Origin of the sequence: Bernardetia sp. (assembly GCF_020630935.1) — a bacterium.
Taxonomy (GTDB): Bacteria; Bacteroidota; Bacteroidia; order Cytophagales; family Bernardetiaceae; genus Bernardetia.
The window spans coordinates 89,395-111,819 of sequence record NZ_JAHDIG010000004.1; the positions used below are offsets into that span (position 1 = coordinate 89,395).

Genomic DNA, 22,425 nt, shown 5'->3' on the forward strand with positions numbered 1-22,425 from the left:
TTTATTTAGCTAAAAACGCTTTCAAATCATCTATTTTAGAAGAAAGAGGTACAATCTGTTTTTCTTTATCTAAAACCTCTTTTAAAAAGGTAGGAGTTTCTATTTCTACATAAGGAAGCACCTGTTTGACTACTTCTTGATATTTAGCTGGATGCGCTGTGGCTAAGAAAATACCTACCTCACTTTCTGGTGTAAGATAATTTTTGAGAGCAGCATAGCCTACTGTAGAATGTGGGTCGGCAAGATAATCATATCCTTCATAGAGGTCTTTAATCGTGTTTTGTATGCGCCTATCAGTAAGTCTATATCCTGCAATATCTGCTGAAAAACGAGTATAAGAATGATTATAAAGACTCAAAAGGCGTTTGAAGTTTACAGGGTTACCAGTATCCATCGAACTAGAAACCGTACGAACAGCAGGACGAGGTTCGAAACTTCCATTGAGTAAATATTGAGGCACAACATCGTTGATATTAGTAGCAGCAATAAAACGACTGATGCGTAAGCCCATTTTCTTTGCAATAATTCCAGCCGTTAGGTTACCAAAATTACCACTTGGTACAGAAAAAATAGCTGTTCGCTGTTCTCCCTTTAGCTGTGCTACTGCCCAAAAGTAATAAAATATTTGAGGTAAAATACGAAGGAAGTTATACGAGTTGGCTGTCGTAATTCGAAGTTTTTGATTTAGTTCTTTGTCCATTAGAGCCTCCTTTACCAATCTTTGACAATCTTCGAATGTACCATCAATTTCTAAGGCTGTAATATTTTCTCCCCATGTATTGAGTTGTTTTTCTTGTAAAACACTCAATTTATTTTTTGGATACAGAATACAAACTCTTATTCCTTTTCTCTTATAAAATGCACTTGCTGCTGCACTTCCAGTATCGCCAGTAGTGGCTACCAAGATAGTTGTTTCTTTATTTTCTTTCTCTTTTTCTGAAAAGTAGGTGATTAGCTCAGCTATAAAACGCATTCCTACATCTTTAAACGAGTGGGTGTTGCCATGAAAAAGTTCTAGTGCATATACGTCTTTTTCATAGATTTCGACCAATGGAATATCAAAATCAAATGTATTTTGAATTATCTTTTCTATGTCTTTTTTAGGAATTTCATCTTCCAACAAATACTTACAAATCTTCAAACAAATTTCTGGAAAAGAAAATGTATGAAGGTTGGTCAGAAAATCTTTTGGCAAACGATTTATTTTTGTTGGTATCAGAAGTTCGCCATTTGAGCTAAAGGTCTGAAATAGAGCTTCACGTAGTGAATCAACTGAAGTGTTTCCGTTCGTACTAGAATAATTCATTAAAAATGATAAAGAATAAGATAGAAGTTAATATTCTGATAAAAATAAAAAATCATTTTGCTAAAACCTATAAGTCGATAGATAATTTTGTAGTGGATAGTGAGCCGTTACTTTTATTCTGCCTCTTTTTGAAACTCTTTGCTAAGTAAATCAATAGGTCTTTTTCCATTTATTTCTGTTTTGAAATCTACTTTTTGTTCTTTCAAAAACAAAATGTAATTGCGAATGTCATGTATTTCTTTTTGAGTAAACTCCTCAGTAAACTGTTTTTCTAACTTACAAAGCTCTATCAAATAATTTTCTCTTTCTTCAGTAATATTTATTATTGACTCCTCCACCTTCAATCCTTTGCCTATAAGCTCTTTTACTATCGGTTGCATCTCAACATACCACTCACTAACCACATCAAAATAACAATTTAGTCTGCCTAATAAAGTAGGGCGAATACGTACATAATCATTTTTGACTAATTGAGCATAAGCAGCAACTAAACATTTTTTCTTTTTTGAGCTAAAAACACAGCTCAATTCGTCTATGTAAATATCCACTATTTCCTCAGAATATTCTTCTGTATAACCTATAATCGCTTTGTTCTTTGTTAGTAACTCTACTGTTTTTAGGCTACAATCATCAATAGCTTGTTCTAAATATGTTTTTTCTGTTTTGCTGTAATATGTAAGAACATAATTTTTGAACTCCATATCTTGATTCATTAACTTTTTTAACTTCTTCGCATTATCTTGTTTTATGAGTTTATAAACCAATTTCTCATTCTCATCTAATTGTGCAAAAAGGGATAGAGAGGTAGCAAAAAACAACACTATTGAGAGAAATGTTGTGTAGTAATTTATTTTCATTTTTTTTAAAGTTTGTTTCTAAGCCATTCAATCTCTCATCTTGTTCAAATATTGTGCTTAGAAACTTCTCAAACTTCATTTCTTTCCTAAGAAATACGTAATTTTGTAGTCTTTGTACTTTTTATTTTACAGCATACAATATGAAGCGATATACACTCTCTGACCTTGTTCTTTTTGAAAATGACGATTACTTAATTGTAGATAAACCTCCTTTTCTGTCATCTTTAGATGAGCGTTTGGGCAATGCAATGAACCTTTTGCAAATTGTCAGAAATGAAATTCCAGAAGCAAAACTAGGACACCGTTTGGACAAAGAAACCAGTGGAGCTGTGGCTGTTGCCAAACATTTTGAAGCCTATCGCCATTTGTCTATTCAGTTTCAAGAACGCCAAGTAGAGAAAGTGTATCATGCTGTTGCGAGTGGAGTACACGATTTTCAAGAAGAAGCCGTTGAAGTGCCTTTATACAAAACCAAAACGGGACTTTCTCAAATTAGCTACAAACAAGGAAAACATTCACTTACATTTTTTACTACATTAGAGGCCTTTCGCCATTACACACTTTTAGAATGTCGTCCGATTACAGGACGATTACACCAAATTCGTGTGCATGCACAAACATTGGGAGCTTCTTTGGTGGCAGATAAAGCCTACGGAGGGAAAGATTTATTTCTTTCAGAGATAAAACGCAAAAAATTTAACCTTAAAAAATGGGAAGAAGAACTTCCACTAATGCAACGTGTAGCACTTCACGCCAAAGAACTTGCCTTTAAGGGAATGAATGGAGAAGAAATAAAAGCTGTAACAGAATATCCAAAAGATTTTAGAGCTTTATTGAGACAACTAGGAAAGTTTGATATCTAAACAAAGTTTTCACAATGAAAAAAGGTCTATTTCATTTTGAAAATTTTTTAGGATATTATCATGAAGAGAAAAAATACAAAAAATTCTTTTCATAGAAAAAAACACGCTTAAATCGCTTAAAAAAGCGTTTTTACAAAAAAAAGAAAAAATTATTGTAAAAATACTTCAAAAAAAATTTGGCTTGGCAAATAGATTGAAACTATATTAAGTAAATCTGTAAAACGATACAGATAGTTAAAAGACATTGATTCACCAAGATTACTGTTTGCAGATAGCAAAACTTTTATCAGTATCTTATTTTTTGTGAATGTTTGTTGTTCGTTTCACTACAAATGAATAGCAAATTAAAATTTTAGAAAACAAAAGAGAAAGTTGTTAGTTCGTGTTCTGAACACAATAACTGTACAGAGAAATTTTTGGCAGCTAACCATTTTTATATTTCTCTTTGAAGATTTTCTAAAGGCTTAAGTAGTAAGTAAAGTAAGTAAGTGGACAAAAAATACCTTTCCTGTTTGGGAAAGGTTTTTTTATGTGTTTTGCTGGATAATTAGAATCAAAAAATTATGCCTCTTGCTTTTCTTCTTCTAAGGTAGGGTAATCTGTATAACCTTCTGCCCCAGATGTATAGAAAGTATCTGGGTTGGGCTCATTGATAGTAGCATTTTGCTTCATACGCTCTACCAAATCTGGATTAGCAATAAATGAACGTCCGAAAGCTACTAAATGTCCTAATCCATCTTTCAAATCCTTTTCTGCTCGCTCTTTATCGTAGCCTCCACTAATAATAATTGTTCCACCAAAAGCATCTCTAATTTTTTCTTTCATAGAACGAGGAACTTCTGGCGCACCCATAGGTGAGTGGTCGACGATATGAATATAAGCAAGACCGAGTTTGCCTAGTTCTTTTGCCAAATTCTCATAAAAATCTTCAATTCCTTCAAAAGAACCAGTATCATTAAAAACTCCAAAAGGAGAAATACGAATCCCTGTTTTTTCTGCTCCAATTTCAGCAATAGTAGCTTTTGCTGTCTCCAAAACAAATTTTGCTCTCGCTTCATCGTTTCCATTATAGCTATTCTGTAAGCCATTGACCACAGGGTTTAGAAACTGCTCCATCAAATATCCGTTGGCAGCGTGTAGTTCTACACCATCAAAGCCAGCTTTGATAGCATTTTTTGCACTATCTACATACTCTTGAATCGTACTTTTAATTTCGTCTTCTGTCATTAGTTTTGCTGGAGGATAGGCTTTTAACCCTTCTTGGTCAGTGTACATTTGACCACTAACAGGATTTTCTGTTGTACCTAAAACCTTAGCATCTTTAGCCATATTCAAAGGGTGCGAAACTCTTCCTGTGTGCATAAGCTGCATAAAAATCTTAGCCCCTCCTTTGTGTACTTCTTCGGCTACCTTTGCCCAACCTTTTGTTTGCTCATCTGAAAAAGCCCCTGGAATACGTGGATAGCCTAAACCGTTTGGCGACGGACTTGTTCCCTCTGTAATGATAAGACCAGCTCCAGAACGCTGTGCATAATATTTTGCCATTAAATCGTTTGGAATATTATCTATGGCTCTTGAACGAGTAAGAGGTGCCATTACGACACGATTTTGAAGCGTTGTATTTCCTAGTTTGAAAGAATCAAAAAGCATAATGTCTTTGTAGTTTATAAGAATGAAAAATAGTGAAATAAAAAATATGGAACGATTGTTCCAGTTCACTAACGCACTATGCTTTTGAAAAGTTATGTTAAAATTTGTTCTAGCTCTTATAAACGTGCTGAACAATTTCACCTTCTTTGTAGAAAAGTGTCCCTACAAATTCAGCATTTTGAGGAACTTCTTGTCCTGTAGGAATAGTCAAGATTTTGATTTTTTCTGTTTTGGAAATATCTCCCCAGACTTCTACCCACATATAGGCGATTTTTTTTATGATTCCGACAGAGACAATGTTGTGTTTTGGAGGAAGGCTAATTTTTTGTACAGCTTCCATTTTGAGTTCGAATTTCCAGATAGTTTTCATTCCTTTTGTGATATAGTTTTTTAATTCTTTTGAATACCATTTTTCCCAGTAGGCTTTTTGTTCAGCTAATGTAGTTACGTTTTCTATGGTAGAATCTTCTAAAACATTGAAAATATAATCAGACCTATTTATTTTTTCTCCTTTGTTTAGTCTGGCATTCATTTCTAATTTTGATATTCCCTGCCCTGCACTCATATCTGTTTGCATTCCAGAAGCTGCACAGTTTCGGTCTGCTCCTCTTACCACGATTAGCCTGTCTGTTTTTTCTAAATACTCTCTGATTTCATCTAGTGCTGAACACAGATAAGAATATTCTTTAGTTTCTATTATTTTTCCATCTTTCTCATAGAAAAATAGCTTGAACGAATAGTATTTTTCTAGGTCTTGTTTCATACCTAGTGTATGCCGAATGACTTCTTTAGTTTTGGTGTTATACACTCTAACTAGCATTTCATTGATTCCACTATCTATGATTTCTTTGAATTTTTGGATGGGGTTCATAAAATTTTATTTTTGATAAAGTCAATTAAGAATGACTTACATATTCTACTATAAAATTATTTTCTTCCCTTTGCCAGTGTTCTTCTAAGTATTTGATTAGAGAAAATAACTCATCGTAATCATCCCTACTTTTTTCCACTTTATTCATATTCTTGAGAATGAGTTTGTAGTTTTTCTGTTCTATCCATTCCAAACCTGTTAGAAAATCATTCAGAGCATCAAGATTAGGAACAATTGAGTAAATAGAAAAAGCAATGCTAAACTCTTCTATCAAACCTTGTTTGCCTTTACACTTAGAAGTATTTATTTCCGTAATGAAATATTCTTTGTCTTCTATTTTTTCTATGTATTGCATTTTTACTCCACTTCCTCCGATTTTTCTTCTATATCCTTTATAGCAGCATCTATAAATGCCTGTCCAAAAGAAGTAAAACCAATACACCTATGTACAATCCTTATATTACCAACAACTCTAGGGTCATTAATTTCTAGCTCCTTTTCAAATCGATTTATTACATCTTTGTATAGTTCATTAGTTAAATAATCGTATCTTTCTTTGTGTACTTCTTGCCATTCGTCTGCAAACGATATTATACCTAATCGTTCTAAGTTTTCTAAATATAAATCAATATTTTTAGGAAAATATAGTTTAATATCTTCACTAAGTTCAATTCCAGTTAAGTTGTAAGCTAACTTTACAGGACTTAGAGACCTTTTACTACTAAGATATTTAATATCATTACGTAACTCGTCTGTAGTTTTTACTCTTCCCTCAACTTTTTTAGGAGGAGGTTCTGAGAAAACATCAGCTTCATAAAGCACGTCTATAAAAGGTATTTTGTTATCTTTTCTGTACTTGAAAAGTAGAATAGCTTCATCTACTGATAAGTTATCTATTATGCTGACAAATGAAGGATGTACAGTCCCAACATTATTTTTAGATGATGCCTTAGTCAATAAATTGATGAAAGCATTAGACAAATTTTCATCACCTGTAGAAGTAAGTTTGTCAAAAATAGGTAGCCCTATTTGTTCAGGAACTTTCTGCAAATCATCTTCAGGGATTTTATCTAATTTTTCCTTGTACTTTTTTAAATTATTTTCTAAATAAAGTTTAGAACGAGCATTTGCGAGTTTAATTGGAAGCAGAATTAAATTTCCTGCATCAATTATATTAGCTAAAACTTCTCCCACTTTTTTCAAAGGAGGGCTAAATAAATCATCATATAATTTGTCTGTGGGAATTTTATCCATTACAGCTTTTACTGCTTTTGATACTTCTTCATCCATAGTATTTATTTTTAGCGATTAACATTTACCAAGCTTACTCCTCCAACTTCTTAAAATACTCATTGACCTGCTGCTTGTAGTACGGACTAAGTGCAGGAGGAATTGTCTTTAAGAGTTCGATTTGTTGTTCCTTTTGCTTGAAATACTCCTCAAACTGTGGGGGAACTCTTCGTTGCTTGGCTTTGGCTTGCTCAGCTTCTCGTTTTTCGTCTAAGTCTCGTTCTCTTTCAGCTTTTTCAGATTGCAAAAGACGTGTCATAATCTGCTTTTGGCGTTCGATGAGTTCTTGAGTAAGGCGTTTGTTTACCAAATCTTCTTCAGTTTTTTCCATGTCTTTTATCATCTTAGACATATTTCCACCGTTGCCACCTGTTCCTCCGTCTTGGTTTCCATCTTGTCCGTTTTCGCCTTCCATTCCGTTCTGTCCTTCTTTTCCTGCTTTTTTGCCGTCTTTACCTTCTTTTCCGTCCTTGCCTTTTCCCTGTTGCATTGCTTTTTGTAAAGCACGGCGCAAGGCTTCTTGTTGGGCTGCAATTTTGGCAAGACCTTCTGAAAGCTGTCTGCCTGACTTTCCACTCTTTTTAAGGTTTTCAATCTGCTGATTGATAGACTGCTGCATCTCACTAAGCGACGGACTTCCACTCTGATTGCTCGGTTTTGGTTGCCCCATTCCCATAGACGACATCGATTGTTGCATTTGCTCCAAAACATCATTGAGCATTAGAGCCAAATTATTGATAGAAGTCATTACCGACTGCTGACGACTTGCTAAAAGACGAGGATTTTTACGGCTTTTTACTTCCTCCGTAACCTGTTCCATATAATCGTTCATATCAGTAAGTTCACGCATTACAAAACTCTCAATCTGAAAAACACGCTTGGCAAGCGCACGCAAACTGTCCTCCACAATTTGAGCATCATCTTTTAACTTTAATTGGTCTTGACTAAGCGTTATATATTTTGGGTCTCGCTGGTCAATTTCATTAAAACCATTCATAATTTCTTCCTGCTCAAAGGATAGTTTCAAGAGGTTTTCCAAAAGCTGGCGCAAATCATCGTAATCTTCTTGTGCTTGCTGCATTTCGGCAGAAGAAGTCATTTGTTGCATTTGTTGTGCCATTTGCTCCATTTTTTCACCTGCGTTTTGCTGCGACTGTGAAGCCTTCTTTTTTTCATTATTTTGAAGTTGCTCACTACTTTGTTCTTGCTGTTCGCTTACTTCTTCTTCCTTCTTTTTAGTGTCTTCCAAATCCTTCGGAGTTTTTAGTTCTTCATTCATCTTGTCAAGCTCCTCCATTTGCTCCTTCATTTCTTCAAATTTTTCATTCAAATCCTCTTGCTTTTCTTTGAGTTCTTCATTTTTGGCAGCATCTTTTTCTGCATCCTTTTCAGCCTGTTTTTTAGATTGCTTTTCTTCTTTTTCTTGCTGTTCTTTGGTTTCTTCTGCAAGGTCTTTTTGCTCTTCTGCAAGGTCTTCCAACTGCTCGGCGATGTCTTTCATTTTCTTATCAACTTCTAGCCTTTTAAACATTTCTAGTGTTCGGTCAAGCTCTTTTTCAAGATTCATTTCTTTGTTTTGGAGCTTTTCCAAGACTTCTTTTATCTCTTCGCTATTAGTTTGCTCTTGCAAAAGTTCTTGAAGTTTGTCGTAGAGTTCTTTGGTTTTTTCATCCATAAGTTCGTCCATCAACTCTTGTAGTTTTTTAGATTTTTCTGCAATACGTTCATCTTGCTCTGTAAACTTTTCCTGCTGCTCGTTGAGCTGTTTGTTTTGCTCTTGCATTTTACGAATGTCTTCTTCCAGTTGCTTTTTATCTTCCAAAAGTTTTTCCAATTCTTTTTGCTGTTGCCACGTCAGTTTTTTCTTGCCTTTTAAATCTTCTGCAAGGTCTTTGATTTTCTTGTTTAAATCTTTAGCATCTTCTAGCGTTTTATCAATTTGTGATTCTGCATTTTTACTACTTTCAGAAACTGATTCACGCATTTCAGACTCTTTCGGAATTTTGAAACTATAACTTCCCGTTTTGCTACTCTTTCTACCACGAACAGCATCGTTGTCCCAAACTTGCACAAAATATTCTAGTTCGTCTCCAGCTTTTAAGTTGAGAGGAGCTAATTCTACTTGATGAAAATATTGCTGATTGATAGCATTTGGATTGAAATTGAGAGGCAAAGATTTGTATTCAGATACACTTTTTCCAGAACGAACACGATAATTAAAACGTAAATTGGTAATGCCATAATCGTCTGAAATATTTCCTCCCAACATCAAATAATCGTACATCACAGAATCTTGAAACTGATTGAGCGACACTTTTGGAAATTCGTCTTGAATGACTGTCAGCAGATAACTAATTTTTTCTTTGTTTTTGCTGTATTTATTTTCCAATTCAATTTCAAATGCTTCGGATTTCAAAGCTGTAGTTTGAAGTAAAAATCCATCTTCTTCTTTTTTTGCTGTTTTTACATTGATAGAATCATCTGAAATAATCGAAACAAAATTCAGTTTTTCGGTTTCTTGTGTCTGAAAACGCCATTCAATTTGTGTTCCTGCTGGAACGATAAGATTACCTGTATTTTCTAATCGTTCATCTTTTTTACCTGTATAGTTAGGATAGTTGAGATATGCTACAAAATTTCGAAGCTGTGGACGCTCACGCACTACAATCTCATACATATTTGAAGTATAGCCTTCTGCTTCCAACATAAACTCAAACGGACGTTGAATATTGGTAAACTGATAAGAATAACTATTGACAGAATTCTTGTCTAGCTTTATTTTTCGTCCATTTTCTGTAATCAAAAAGACTTCATTTGGAAAAGCACTGCCACTAAGTTTTACATCAAAAATCAAATCTTCTCCTTTGAAGGCAATAAGCTGCTTTGCATCTAGCGAAAACTGAAAAGGTGCTTTTGGTGCATAATCTTGCTCATAATTGACTAAACGAACAGCACTTGCTTTATAAAAATCCAAATCCCACATCAAAAAGGCAGCAATCAAGACAATAGGAATAAATAAAAATCTCAAATAACGACGGTTTTGCTCATACTTTATGGCATCAGCAAAGGAAATAGGCGCAAACTGTGAGGCTTTCTGTTCGATACTGGCTTGATATAAATCCGAACTTTGCTTTTCAGAGTTTAAAGAATGTAATTGCAAAACATTTAAAAGTCTGTCCTGTACTTGTGGAAAATAACGTCCAATTTGCTTAGCAGCTTCGTTATGAGGAAGCTGTTTGTCCATCGTAAAAAGCTGATATATCGGAATAGCTACCCAATAAACAAGCGAAAAAATACTGACCGAAACAAAGCTATAAAACAGAACAGTTCGGAGCGTAGAATTAAAATTTCCGAAGTATTCTAAAATACTCACAATAGCAAAAGCACCTAAAAATGCTGAAATAGCAAGCAGTGTTCCTTTGAGGAGCAAATTTTTATAATATTTTCTTTTATAGGACTGGATATTGGCATACAACGCCTCTATGGATGTTTTCATTTTTTATATGTGTTAGTCGTCGATATGAACATAGACAACAGTTTCGTCTTATATTTCTAGTAATGATAAATTTACTTCTTATTCTATTCGTGTTAGAACTTGATAAAACTTGACATTGATACCTTCTACTTCTGCTAAAAACTTATAACCATTTTTATACAATTCGACAATTTCTACACTAAGTTTTCTGTCTTTATAAAAATCCATGACTTTTTTATCTCCTTCAAGAACAGTCAAAACATACTTACAGTCAGATTCCCAATCAACTTTGTATTTTGAAACTTTCCCTGTTTCCAAATCTGTCTCTATTTGAAGACTATCATTTCTAATTATCAGATATTCCTTATTATATTTTTTATCAGATAACTTAAACTTTCCCACTTTGAACGACTGACAAGTAGTTTGTTTAGGGCAGGAAACAGAAAATAAAGTTGTAGAAAGAACTAGAAGTATCAAAGCAAACTTTCTCATTAAGTAAACTGAATTAATTATATTATACAAGTAGATATATAAAAGTCTATACAATATAACTAATTTCAAAACAGATTGAAAAAAGATAGCATTTTAAAAACGTTAAAGTTTATTTTTTGCATCAAAACCTAACTATACTTTATAAATAGAACGCTAAAAACCCTAATTCATTATGAAATCATTACACATCAATATTTTGATTATTATAATCCAAAATTATTTTTGATTAGCTTTGTAGTTTCTTTTTATTTCACATTTATTTTCTCTAATGAAAAAAATAGTACTTACTTATACTGTTTTGTTGTTGGGTGTTTTATTAAATATTTCTACACTTTATGGACAACAAGATTATTTCCATCAACCTTTACAATCAGAAGGCAAAATTCCACCTGCTTTTCTCAATACAGCAAAGGAAAATTATGCTATCAACTCGCAGAATCGTACAGAATCTGAACTAGATGATTTTAATGTACTTAGTGGTTATGCCATTAATCAGCTTCTTTGGAGTGGAAAAGTTATTTTTGGCGACACAGTTACTCGTTATCTAAATCGTGTTGTGGATTTGATTTTAAAAGATGACCCTACACTGCGTCAAAAAATTCAGATTTATACTGTAAAATCTCCTGTTGTTAATGCCTTTACTACTTCTGATGGGTTTATTTTTGTTAATCTTGGTTTGATTGCAAGTTGTGAGAATGAGGCGCAGCTTGCTTATATTTTAAGTCACGAAATTTCTCATTATGTCAAACAACACAGTATTAAACGCTATACTTTTAGAAAGGAGGAAGAAAGAAACGCAAAACAATTTACTTGGAATAATTCGAAGAGAGAAAAAATAGATTATACAAAGCGTTTGAATGTGAGTAATTATTCAAAATCACAAGAAATAGAAGCAGATGACTATGGATTAGAATTATTTCAAAAAACACAATATAGTCAGACTCCAGCTATTAGTGGTTTTGAAATGCTTAGAAGGTCAGATTCTTTAGAGAATACCTTTGCTTTTGAAGAAGAACATTTTACTAATAGTTATTTTACAGATATAGAAGATACTTTATTTAATAAAAGTATAAAGAAAGCCTATAAAATAGGAGAAGTATATGAATCTGATGATATTGAAGATGAAGACGATGAGGAAGAATTTTCTACTCACCCTAATATTGAGGAACGTATAACAAATATTTCTTCAAAAATTAATAAGGCAAGCGAAGAAAATCTGTATTTGGTAACAACACAAGAAGAATTTAAAAATCTTCAAAAAATAGCACAATATGAAGTACTTCAAACTCTGCTTCGTTATGACAGATATGTAGATGCAATTCATCAGATTTCACTACTAACAAAAAAATATGGAAAGAGTCCTTCATTAGAAACAGCAATGGCAAAAGCAACTTATGGTATTGCTAAATATGGAAATGTACAAGAAAAAGTAATTATGGACTATGATTATTTTGCTATTGATTGGAAAAATAAAGACTGGTATGCTGCTTTGGGTAGATTAGATAGAGAAGACCGAACTATTTTTGCACTCACTCATTTGTTTTCTAACCTAGATAAAAATTTAGATACCCTTTATGCAAAAAAAGCTATTACAGACCTTCTGACAGATATTCATATCTATCACGAGGACTTACTTTCAGAAGATACAACACTCAACCCCAATGCACTTGAAAAAATATGGGTAAATGAAATAAAAAACCATAATTCTTATCCTACATTTTTGAAAAAAGCGAAAGAGGCGTATAAAGAATACAAGGATTGGGAAGATTTTAAAGAAAATGATGATAACCTTTTTAGTTATAAAAGAAGGGTTGCAAAAGCTCGTTATCACGGTTTTACACTAGGGATAGATAATATTATGATGACAGATGTTCGTTACATAAAATTACAAACTAGAAAGAAAAAACTAGCACCTCTGACAAAGATTATTGACAAGGAAGAATATGCTGTTGAATCTGTTGAAAAAATTTCTAATAAACTAAATCTTAACACGACTATTCTTGACCCTAAAGGGTTGGAAAAGAAAGAAATCACACTTGACATTTTTAATGACTTAGCAACTATTAATGATTGGTATGCTGCACAGCCAGAAACAGATGAAATGTATTCTTTTGTTCCTATCAATCATACACAGATTGAAGAGTTAGCAGACCGAAACGGAACAAGGCACTTGGTCAGAATGGCTATGATAGATTTAAAAGGAGTTGACCCTTCAAGTGCAGTGGGTTTTACTGAACTATTTTTGAGTATTCCTACAATATATTTCTTACCTTATTCAACATACAGGATTTTACATTGGAGAGAGTCTATTATTATAACAGAGATTTATGATATAGATAAAGCTAGACCTTTAGTGATATATAACACACAAGGTACTTTATTAGATAAAACTACTATGAAACAAAATATTTTCTTTCAACTTTCTCAAATAAAATCAAGATAAAACTATATATGAAATCATTATTGAAAATACGATTAGCAATTCTTCTAGGACTTATATGGATTGCTGCCGATGGTTTTGCTCAAACAAACCAAAATGTCGGATATATGGGAAAGCGATTTATTTTTAATGCCTACACTAACACCAATATACTTCCTTTTTCAGAATCTCATATTCCATACAATAAAAATGGCTTTCTCAAGGGAATATATGCAGCTCTAAACTTAGAGGGTGAATACATTTTAAATCGTCAGTTTAGTATTACACTTGGAACAATGCGACAACGATTAGGTGTAAATTATACTGATTTTGATGAAATGCCAAATGCTGATATTCAAAAAGTAAAAGTCAGAACAGTAGGAATAGGTATCAAAAACTATTTGCGTAGTGAGGGAGGACTTGCTCCTTTAGGGTTCTACCAACACCTTCGTTATCATTACGCATTTGGAAACAGACAAGGCTTTATGCTACAAGATGAAGATTATATAGAAGTAGATAGTAAATTTACCTTTTCCGACCATATTATTGGATATGGAGCAGGTAAAAACTTTGGTTTTGGCAAACTTCCTCTTTTCTCTTTAGGGGCAGAAGTAATGATTCCTGTATCTATCTGGGAAACTATTATGCCTATTGATGACGGTTTGGCAATATTGATGTTCAATGTACGATTAGGAATCGTACTTCCAGTATTATAATCTCAAAATAACACATAAAAAAACCGAATGAATACACAATTTCATTCGGCTTTTTTATTAGTCTAAAACTCATACAAACGCTGTCCGATATTGAGTCTTAATCCTAGTGAAAAAACTGTCGAACTCAAATCTCTAGTGGAAATAGCAGAGGTTTTGTTTCTTTGAATAACATCAGCGTCTATAAAAAGATTGTGGTAAAGCTGATAAGTAGCTGTAAAACGACCAAATAGAATGTTTGTCTCTACACCTTGTCCAATAGTATTTCCATATTCGTTGGTGTCATCTACATCTACATTCGGAATCAGAAGATTGCTACCCCAGTTACTGCCATCTGAATCTTCCCCAACATCAGCATAAATAAACTTGCCTGTAAGATTTAATCTTGGAGTGGGTTGATAACGCAAAATACCTAAAAACTCTATAAAATTAGCACCCAAAGGATGTGCAAGAGGTTGTCTGTAATGCACAAAATTAGAAAGCTGCTCATCTGATGAGTGAGTATAAGTGTAAGGACGAACAATATTTGTTTCTAGCTGTAAATCTAAATTCTTGATTTTGGCAACATCAATATAATTCAAACCTAGCTGAATACCATATTTATTTCCCCACCAACCATTATTATCTATCAGTTCTCCAATTTTTAATTCATCTAAAACAAACTGTCCATAGACTTGAAATCCCTTTGCAGGAAGCCATTTAAAATCTGCTCCTAAAAGTGCGTTATCCACACTTCCGATACCCTGTTCAACGGCACGATAAAAAATAAATGGGTTGAGGTAGGTCAAATCAAAAGTATCATTTTGTCCTTGGTCTTTTCTTCCGTAAGCAATACTTTCAAAAACACCTAAGTTAAATTTCTTAGATAAGTCAATACTTAAATGATGGTAAATAACATATTTTTTAGGATACAGTGTATTTGCTCGCTGTACATCAGCCACCATTTGTGTATAAAGATTGGTATAGTTTATTTTCCAAAACTTAGTTTGTAGTTTCAAAAATAAGTGAGGAGGTGCAAAATCAGACAAGACAAGTGAGCGATAGCCATTACCAATAAAGTTTTTGTCTTGTCCAAATTGTACATCAACCACCTTAGCAACATTAAAAGTAATATAGCCAGTCGCTCTCAAAAAATCTACACCATTTTCTTTAAAAGGTTTAGCAAAGGCTTCATTTGGTACTACAAAATTCTCTAACGAACGGTCTGGACTTAAAGAATCAATCATATTCTGCACATAGCGAGGAAAAATAGCTTGTGTTTCGGTTACAGACACATAAAAACCAATCCTGCGAGCTACCACGCCATGAACTTCTGCCCCTCTGGTATTCAAAGTGAGTAAGTCATCTCTTGTGTTGTCTTGCCCTACTCCTAAATGCAAAATTGGATTGACACGAATGACATAATCTAATGCTCCCTTTTCCAATTTCATATCGTAATTATCATTCAAAAAAGAAAGAAAATCTGGTTTTCGCTTATAGAAATATTTTAAAACTCCTTTCTGTTTTGCGCTGTCTTTTTTTGTAAACTCATAATTATCATTTAAAAGATAATCAATATTGAATTTATCTGATTTTGAGTAGTTTTTCGTACTATCCAAAGCTAAAGAATCTGTAAATAGAGCAATATTGGAGCGAGAAAGGGGAAGTGTAGAACTATGAAAAGGCTTAAAAAACTTTCCTCGTTTTATCTCATAACGCTTTAAAAGATGGTAATAATCTGTTTGATAAGTTACAAAACTAGAAGTGTTGGTTTGAGAAAAGCTAGAATGGACAAAGAAGAACAAAAAAGCCATCAATACAACTTTTGTATAGACGAATGTATAATATTTCATTTTTTTCGTATCAAAAAGGTAGAAGAACTAGAAAGAGTATCTTTCACTTCTTCAAAAATAACTCCTTTTGATAGGCTTTTCAAATGTTTTGTAAAAATGCTTTCTTCAATAGAATCTTTATCTGAAAAAAATTGAGGAACAGCACTTTCTATTTTCAATGGATAAACTTGAATTTTATTTACTCCCTCACTTTGAATTTCAAATTCAATTAAAATACATCTATCTGTAAAGTTTTCAGTTTGGTCAAAGACAAAGTTTCCTAAGCTATAAAAAACAGGCTTGTTATTGACAAACTCAATGCTTTGTGTTACGTGTGGGTGGTGTCCGATAATGGCATCTGCACCTGCTTTTGTGAGAAGATGTGCTTCTTTTCGCTGTTCTGTTGTAGGTAAAAATGTATATTCTGTTCCCCAATGCAGAGAAGCAATAACAATAGTTTGAGGCTCTTTTTTCTTTAATTTTTTAATTTCTTCTATCAACTCTTTTATTTCCAGCTGACAAACAGATGGCTTATTATCCATTATAAACCAGTTTTCTAAAGGAACTCTAACCACAGAAAAAACAGCAATTTTAGTATCATTTTTTTCTATAAAAACAGGTTCACAACTTTTCTTGTATGTTTCTCCGTAGCCTATTCCTATAATTCCATTTTTTTTGAGAGAATTAAATGTAGAAGAGAGCCCTTTTCGGTGGTGGTCGTTGGTGTGGTTGTTGGCTAGAAATAGATGTGTAAAACCTGCCTTTTTTAGTGAGTCAGCATAAGAAGTAGGCACACGAAAACTAAAACGCTTTGGAATAGGCGAACTCTCATCGGTAAGTGGACACTCCAAATTAGCTAGAATAAAATTATTTTCAGATTTATACTCCTCAAAAATAGGCTGCAAACTATCGAAAAGTGAAATCAAACCTTGCTTATCTATCTCAACTCTAACACCTCTATCTAGCAAAATATCTCCTCCAAAAAGTAATTTTATAGGCTTTTCATTTACAACATTCTTTTCTTCATTATCATTACTTTGACAAGCAAAGAAAAAGATGAAGATAAACGAAAAAGCATAAATTTGTAGGGATAAGGCAAGCCTTATCCGTCTTCTATTCATAGTTATTTTTTCTTTTTATAAAGAATAGCAAAAATTTCAAACATAAAGCCTAAAAAGGTAACAATAGGACCAAGTGTGAGACCTAAGAAGCCAAAACCATGTTGAGCATCTTCCATCGCCATAATGGTAAAACCTAAAGTAATTATTACTACTCCTCCAATCATCATAATATAATTGATTTTTTCGAAGGCAAAAGGTAAGTTTTGAGAATTATCTACTTTTTTAAAGTCTTGTTTTGTCAAATCTGGTTTTTTATATTCCATTTTTATATATGAGTTTAGATTTTAGAATATGCAAAATTACACGAACTTAACTAGCTACTGATTATTGGAAACTGCTAATTGCTTTCTTTTAGCTGCTTCTAGCGTGTTAAATAAAAGAGCTGTTACTGTCATTGGTCCTACTCCACCTGGTACTGGCGTAATGAATGAACATTTTGGAGCAACTTCATCAAATTTTACATCTCCTTTAAGTGCAAACCCTGATTTTTTGCTTGCATCAGGTACTCGTGTTGTTCCTACATCAATAACGATTGCACCTTCAGAAACCATATCTGCCGTTACAAATTCTGGCTTTCCGATAGCAGCAATGATAATATCTGCTTGCTTAGAAATTTCTTTTAAGTTTTTAGTTCTACTATGCGTAAGGGTAACCGTACAATTTCCTACTTTTTCATTACGAGCCAATAAAATACTCATTGGAGAACCTACAATATTGCTTCTTCCAATCACAACAGCATGTTTTCCAGAAGTTTCTATGTTATACTGCTCTAAAAGTTTGACAATTCCGAAAGGTGTAGCAGGCAAATAACACGGCAAACCCAAGACCATTTTACCAATATTAGAAGGATGAAAACCATCAACATCTTTTTCTGGAGAAATAGCTAAGGTAATTTTATCAGCATCGATATGATTTGGCAAAGGAAGTTGAACAATGAAGCCATCAATGTCATCATTTTGGTTAAAATCTTCTACCACTTGTAATAATTCTTCTTCTGTAATTGTAGCAGGAAGATTTTTGAGTGTAGAAGCAAAACCAATTTGTTCGCACGACTTGACTTTATTGGCTACATACGTTTGGCTTGCACCATCTTCACCCACCAAAATAGCTGCCAAGTGAGGCGTTTTAAAACCTTTTTCTTTACGTGTGGCTACTTCTTTGGCTAAGTTATTTTTGAGAAGTTCGGCTGTATTTTTTCCGTCTATTAACTGCATGTATTTTTGTAGAAATTCTTAGGTAGGAAATACGTTTAGATACAGACAAAGGTAATTAATTCAAACTCAATTAAGAAACAAGGAGTTTTGATTTAATTTTTTTTCTAGTTTAGAAGATGACGTTTAAAATTGAATTTCGTAGAACTCCAGTCCTCTTTCATTTGTCTTTTTCGTTATTTCAATATTAGGCTCTACAAAATCAATTTTTGTTATTTTATAAGAAGAGCAACAAGAAGTTATATTATCTTTTGATTTTTTTGTTGTTAATGCAAAAGTACCTATGTACACGTCTTTAAGCCAAAGTTTGAACCCCTCTGCTTTATTTGCGTAATCTATATATTCTTCGTCCTCTATACCTATAAATAAATATGGTGGTTCATTATTCCAAGAATAAGGTGTTACAGTCATAGTATTTATAATATTATCAAAATCATCTGTTAAATAGGCTCTGTTTTCGAATGAATCACTTATTCCATATTTGATAATAGCGTTTTCTCCTGTTTCTTTATCAACCAACTTAAAATATAAACCTTCCATACTAGGTAAACAATAATCCCCACAAGCAGAGCAACCTGTACACAAAAAAAGAATTAGCAAATTAAAAAGCATTCGATACGACATAATCAAAATGAGTTTAGAATTTCATAACATTTGAATACCATCGAAACGATAGAACAAAACAAACTGCTGCATTCAAAATCAATTTCAAAAATTTTTTTTTTTTCTCCATTTCAAAACTTTTCCACACACTAAATAATAAGAAATTCATTTTTTAAAAAACCCCTATTACTACTATTATGGTGTTGATAAGTGGATAAGTCTAGTTATCAACACGTTATCCACAGAAAAAATGACTTTATCCACAATTTTTTATCTACTTATTAACTATGTAAATTATTGATAGTCAAGACTTTAAATGCTTTATCCACACTATCAACATTTGATAAGCAGTTATTATCAACATTGTGGATAAGTTGTTAATAACCAAAAAGTTAGTGTTGGTAACGTTATCAACACCTGTTAGTAACTATTTCTTAACATCACTTACTCACATCTAGCACACAAGTTATACACAGCTATTCACACAAATTGTGAATAAGTGTGGAAAAGGTGGATAACTCCTCATTTTGTGTATAAAATCTGTGGAAAAGTATAAAGTTATCCACATAAAATTGTGGATATGTGGATAAGTCTGCCAATTAGATTAGATTTCTAAAAATCAAACTTAAAAAATTAGAATCTAAATTTAAAATTGTGGGTAACTTTTGTTAAAATGTGGATAAGTAGTATAAAAAAGTGAATAAGTGTGGATAAGATTTGGATTTCTCGTGTGAATAACGTGTTACATCAAGATTTCGACTGTATAAACATCTGAAAAACCAAGAAAAACCTTAGCAAATGTGGATAACTTCTTTCAAATTGTGGATAACTTTAAAAAATGTGTATAAAATTTGGCTTTTGAAGTAAAAAACAAATAAAAAACCATCTCTTCTTACGAAAAGATGGTTATTGATAACTTTTACAAAAAATAATTTTAAACTTTGACTTACAAAGTAAAATTTATTTTCCTTATGTATAATACTGATAAATCAAGGGAAGATACCAGATTCCATATAAGCAATAGCAATCTTATCAATAGAGGTAATAAAAGCTGCATTACGCAAACTCTTGACATCTTTATAATTCTTAAAGGTTTCTCTCACTTGGTGATATGAAGTAATCATAGTTTCTTCTAAAGCAGAGTTTACCAAATCACGCTCATCTGCACCACGCATAATCATTCTGCGAAGGTCGTCGCCTACTCCTTTTCCTGTTGCAGCTTCGATAGCTTGTACGATACGAGTGTTTTCCATTTGGTCGTAACGCTTAGTAATCTTACCAAACGAAACACGAGAAAGATTTTTGAGCCATTCTAAGTAAGAAACTGTAACACCCCCAGCATTGAGATAAAAGTCTGGAAGAATCATTTTACCTTTTTCCAACAAAATAGCTTCAGCTTCTCTAGTAATAGGACCATTTGCACCCTCTCCGATTACTTTTGCTTTAATTCTTGGTGCATTTTCTTCTGTAATTTGGTTTTCTAAAGCAGCAGGAATAAGAACATCACATTCAAATTCCATGAGTTGATTGCTTGGCTTTACTTCTTGAGCTTTTGGATAGCCCATTAGTGAGCCTGTTTCTTTACGATGACGGAATAAATCTTCTACATCAAAACCATCTTTGTTATATACACCACCTTCGTATTCAGCAATTCCTACAACGATTGCACCCTCTTTTTGTGCATACAGTGCAGCGTGGTATCCCACGTTACCAAACCCTTGTACAATAACCGTCTTTCCTGCCAGCCCAGGAGTAAGTCCTAATTCCTTCATATCTTCAGCAATACTCATTGCTTCACGAATACCGAAGATAACACCTAGTCCGGTTGCTTCAGTACGTCCACGGATTCCGTGCATTGAAAGAGGCTTACCTGTAACACAACCTAGTGCATTGATTCCTGGACGAAGAAGTGAATACGTATCAGCAATCCAAGCCATTTCTCTTGCGCCTGTTCCATAGTCAGGAGCAGGAACATCAATAGAAGGACCTATCATTTCTTTTTTTACAAGTTCTGTTGTATAACGACGTGTAATTGTTTCTAACTGGCGAGCTGTATATTTTTTAGGATTGATTTTTACACCTCCTTTAGCTCCACCAAAAGGAACATTTACGAGCGCACACTTAAAAGACATAAGTGTTGCAAGTGCTTTTACTTCATCTGCATTTACAGCTTCAGCAAAACGAATACCTCCTTTTACGGGAAGTTTGTGGTGAGAGTGCTGAACTCTCCACGCTTTGATTACTTGGTAATCGTCGTTGTCTAGGCGAAGAGGAAAACTCATTTCATAGACACTATTAGGAACGATAATTTGTTCTAGTAGCCCTTTGGGGTGCTTGGTAAGTGCTGCTGCATTGTTGAGCGAGCCAAGTACATCTTTGTAGAATTTAGCACCTTGGTCTAAATGTTCTTTATCATTGTTTGCCATAGCAAATATGTGGGTTAGGTGTGTTTTAAATGTTTATTTTGTATTTGGGCTTAAAGTTAATTCATTTTTCTAAGCTAAAAAATACAAATCTTATTCTTTATAAACAATTTATTTTCAATAAAGCTAATCTAGTTGCTCTCAACAATTTAATCATTTGTTTCTTTACACGGACAAACGTATTTATATACTTTTTCATTTACAATAAGTGTTGTTCCTGCTTCAAGATTATAAGTATATTCATTCAACTTATTCCATGTTTTGAGTTGCGATTCAGAAACGCCATATCTTCTTGCAATTTTATAGACAGAAAGTCTTTTATCTAACTTAAGGTAGTTGTATTTTTTGACAGGATTTGAAATAAAACCTTTATAATATTGTTCTTTTAGAGCTACTTTAAGATATTCCCCTTCATAAAGTTTTTCTCGTTTAAGACTTTCCAAACTTGAATACGTATAATTGTTCCACTTTGTAAAGCAAGGAGCGCACAGCTGATACATATTTAAAATAGATTCGATAGTTTCTCCTTCGGCTACCATGTGATAGATATATTCGTCTTCTTTTGGAGTTTCAAAAACACCTTGATGCGTAATGGTACGAACCGTCTGAACGACAGGACGTACTAATAGACTATCTTCATAATAGTTTCCATAGATGTCATGTTGTGCTTGTGAAGAGTAGGTAACAAGCATAAATATCAAAATTGATAAATAAGTTTTCATAATCAGTAGTATAAATTTGGTGTAAAATAATTTTAAACACAGTAGAAAAATAACGTAATTTTTTGCCAATGAAAAATATAAGAGAGTTTTATTTACAGATGTGAAAAATAGTTTTATTCCATACTAGAGTAGAAAATAGTTAGTTTTGTAACTATAAACCTTTAATCTAAAATATCTATGAAAAATATATCTCTATTCTTGTTTTTGGTATTTAGTATTTTGTCCTCTTGTCAAAACAGTCTAGAAAAGAACAATGAAGAATTTGCTGAGAAATTTGAAGGCGATTGGCAACTTAAAAAACTGACAGGAGAGCGTGGAGTAGCAGACTCTGTTATAGAAAAATTTCCGATTACACTAAGTGTAGAAGATACTGCCTTTCTTTTAAAACAAGCCACACAGTACGGACAAACTACTTATCGAAACTGGGTTTTTGATGGTTCAACCCTATTTTTACCTTATTCTAATGAAGAGTTTCAAGAAGATACTTTGACTTTCAAATTGTTAAAATTGAATGAGAAAGAGCTTACTTTAGAGCGACACAATAAAGATTTAGAAGGGCTTGATACGCTTTACTTTGAGAAGTATTATTAGTTAGTGT

General features: G+C 33.1%; 19 protein-coding genes. 4 read left to right on the forward strand and 15 right to left on the reverse strand.

The window, feature by feature from the left end:
- Position 1 precedes the first annotated feature (1 nt).
- The gene (thrC, locus tag QZ659_RS02275; protein ID WP_291721280.1) at positions 2 to 1,306 is read right to left on the reverse strand and encodes a threonine synthase; all 1,305 of its coding nucleotides are present in this window, start codon (positions 1,304 to 1,306) and stop codon (positions 2 to 4) included.
- Between the two features lie 113 nt (positions 1,307 to 1,419).
- The gene (locus tag QZ659_RS02280; protein WP_291721283.1) at positions 1,420 to 2,163 is read right to left on the reverse strand and encodes a hypothetical protein; all 744 of its coding nucleotides are present in this window, start codon (positions 2,161 to 2,163) and stop codon (positions 1,420 to 1,422) included.
- Between the two features lie 140 nt (positions 2,164 to 2,303).
- On the opposite strand from QZ659_RS02280, the gene QZ659_RS02285 reads away from it, so the two are divergent.
- On the forward strand, positions 2,304 to 3,026 hold the full coding sequence (locus tag QZ659_RS02285) for an RluA family pseudouridine synthase (protein ID WP_291721286.1): 723 nt from the start codon (positions 2,304 to 2,306) through the stop codon (positions 3,024 to 3,026).
- Between the two features lie 561 nt (positions 3,027 to 3,587).
- Here QZ659_RS02285 and QZ659_RS02290 read toward each other — a convergent pair.
- From QZ659_RS02290 to QZ659_RS02315, 6 genes are all read right to left on the reverse strand, one after another.
- Positions 3,588 to 4,676, reverse strand: a complete 1,089-nt coding sequence (locus tag QZ659_RS02290) for an alkene reductase (RefSeq protein ID WP_291721289.1) — start codon at positions 4,674 to 4,676, stop codon at positions 3,588 to 3,590.
- A 109-nt stretch (positions 4,677 to 4,785) separates the two neighbouring features.
- Positions 4,786 to 5,547, reverse strand: a complete 762-nt coding sequence (locus QZ659_RS02295; protein WP_291721291.1) for a hypothetical protein — start codon at positions 5,545 to 5,547, stop codon at positions 4,786 to 4,788.
- Between the two features lie 25 nt (positions 5,548 to 5,572).
- On the reverse strand, positions 5,573 to 5,902 hold the full coding sequence (locus QZ659_RS02300) for a barstar family protein (protein WP_291721294.1): 330 nt from the start codon (positions 5,900 to 5,902) through the stop codon (positions 5,573 to 5,575).
- 2 nt (positions 5,903 to 5,904) lie between these two features.
- Positions 5,905 to 6,837 (reverse strand): DUF4393 domain-containing protein, encoded by a 933-nt coding sequence (locus QZ659_RS02305; RefSeq protein ID WP_291721297.1) that lies wholly within the window; start codon positions 6,835 to 6,837, stop codon positions 5,905 to 5,907.
- A 34-nt stretch (positions 6,838 to 6,871) separates the two neighbouring features.
- Positions 6,872 to 10,333: a DUF4175 family protein gene (locus QZ659_RS02310; protein ID WP_291721300.1), complete on the reverse strand. Its 3,462-nt coding sequence runs from the start codon at positions 10,331 to 10,333 to the stop codon at positions 6,872 to 6,874.
- A gap of 78 nt (positions 10,334 to 10,411) precedes the next feature.
- Positions 10,412 to 10,789 (reverse strand): hypothetical protein, encoded by a 378-nt coding sequence (locus QZ659_RS02315; protein WP_291721303.1) that lies wholly within the window; start codon positions 10,787 to 10,789, stop codon positions 10,412 to 10,414.
- Positions 10,790 to 11,072: 283 nt separating this feature from the next.
- Between QZ659_RS02315 and QZ659_RS02320 the strand changes: the two genes are divergently transcribed.
- Both QZ659_RS02320 and QZ659_RS02325 read left to right on the forward strand, forming a co-directional pair.
- Positions 11,073 to 13,247 carry a M48 family metallopeptidase gene (locus tag QZ659_RS02320; protein ID WP_291721305.1) on the forward strand — a complete coding sequence of 725 codons (2,175 nt, stop codon included), beginning with the start codon at positions 11,073 to 11,075 and terminating at the stop codon, positions 13,245 to 13,247.
- 8 nt (positions 13,248 to 13,255) lie between these two features.
- Positions 13,256 to 13,939, forward strand: coding sequence for a hypothetical protein (locus QZ659_RS02325; protein WP_291721307.1), 684 nt, complete (start codon positions 13,256 to 13,258; stop codon positions 13,937 to 13,939).
- Positions 13,940 to 14,001: 62 nt separating this feature from the next.
- Here QZ659_RS02325 and QZ659_RS02330 read toward each other — a convergent pair whose 3' ends face one another.
- From QZ659_RS02330 to QZ659_RS02360, 7 genes are all read right to left on the reverse strand, one after another.
- Entirely contained in the window at positions 14,002 to 15,768 is a 1,767-nt protein-coding gene (locus QZ659_RS02330) for a hypothetical protein (protein ID WP_291721309.1), read from the reverse strand.
- Entirely contained in the window at positions 15,765 to 16,868 is a 1,104-nt protein-coding gene (locus QZ659_RS02335) for a CapA family protein (RefSeq protein WP_291721312.1), read from the reverse strand. Before QZ659_RS02335 ends, QZ659_RS02330 begins: the two co-directional genes overlap by 4 nt.
- Before the next feature lie 2 nt (positions 16,869 to 16,870).
- Complete coding sequence (locus tag QZ659_RS02340) at positions 16,871 to 17,131, reverse strand: DUF3098 domain-containing protein (RefSeq protein ID WP_291721315.1); 261 nt, start codon at positions 17,129 to 17,131, stop codon at positions 16,871 to 16,873.
- A gap of 54 nt (positions 17,132 to 17,185) precedes the next feature.
- The gene (gene folD, locus QZ659_RS02345; protein ID WP_291721318.1) at positions 17,186 to 18,082 is read right to left on the reverse strand and encodes a bifunctional methylenetetrahydrofolate dehydrogenase/methenyltetrahydrofolate cyclohydrolase FolD; all 897 of its coding nucleotides are present in this window, start codon (positions 18,080 to 18,082) and stop codon (positions 17,186 to 17,188) included.
- A gap of 123 nt (positions 18,083 to 18,205) precedes the next feature.
- On the reverse strand, positions 18,206 to 18,703 hold the full coding sequence (locus QZ659_RS02350) for a hypothetical protein (RefSeq protein WP_291721321.1): 498 nt from the start codon (positions 18,701 to 18,703) through the stop codon (positions 18,206 to 18,208).
- Positions 18,704 to 19,671: 968 nt separating this feature from the next.
- Positions 19,672 to 21,108 (reverse strand): Glu/Leu/Phe/Val family dehydrogenase, encoded by a 1,437-nt coding sequence (locus QZ659_RS02355; protein WP_291721323.1) that lies wholly within the window; start codon positions 21,106 to 21,108, stop codon positions 19,672 to 19,674.
- Positions 21,109 to 21,254: 146 nt separating this feature from the next.
- Complete coding sequence (locus tag QZ659_RS02360; protein ID WP_291721326.1) at positions 21,255 to 21,827, reverse strand: LysM peptidoglycan-binding domain-containing protein; 573 nt, start codon at positions 21,825 to 21,827, stop codon at positions 21,255 to 21,257.
- A gap of 177 nt (positions 21,828 to 22,004) precedes the next feature.
- On the opposite strand from QZ659_RS02360, the gene QZ659_RS02365 reads away from it, so the two are divergent.
- Positions 22,005 to 22,418: a hypothetical protein gene (locus QZ659_RS02365; protein WP_291721329.1), complete on the forward strand. Its 414-nt coding sequence runs from the start codon at positions 22,005 to 22,007 to the stop codon at positions 22,416 to 22,418.
- Positions 22,419 to 22,425 lie beyond the last annotated feature (7 nt).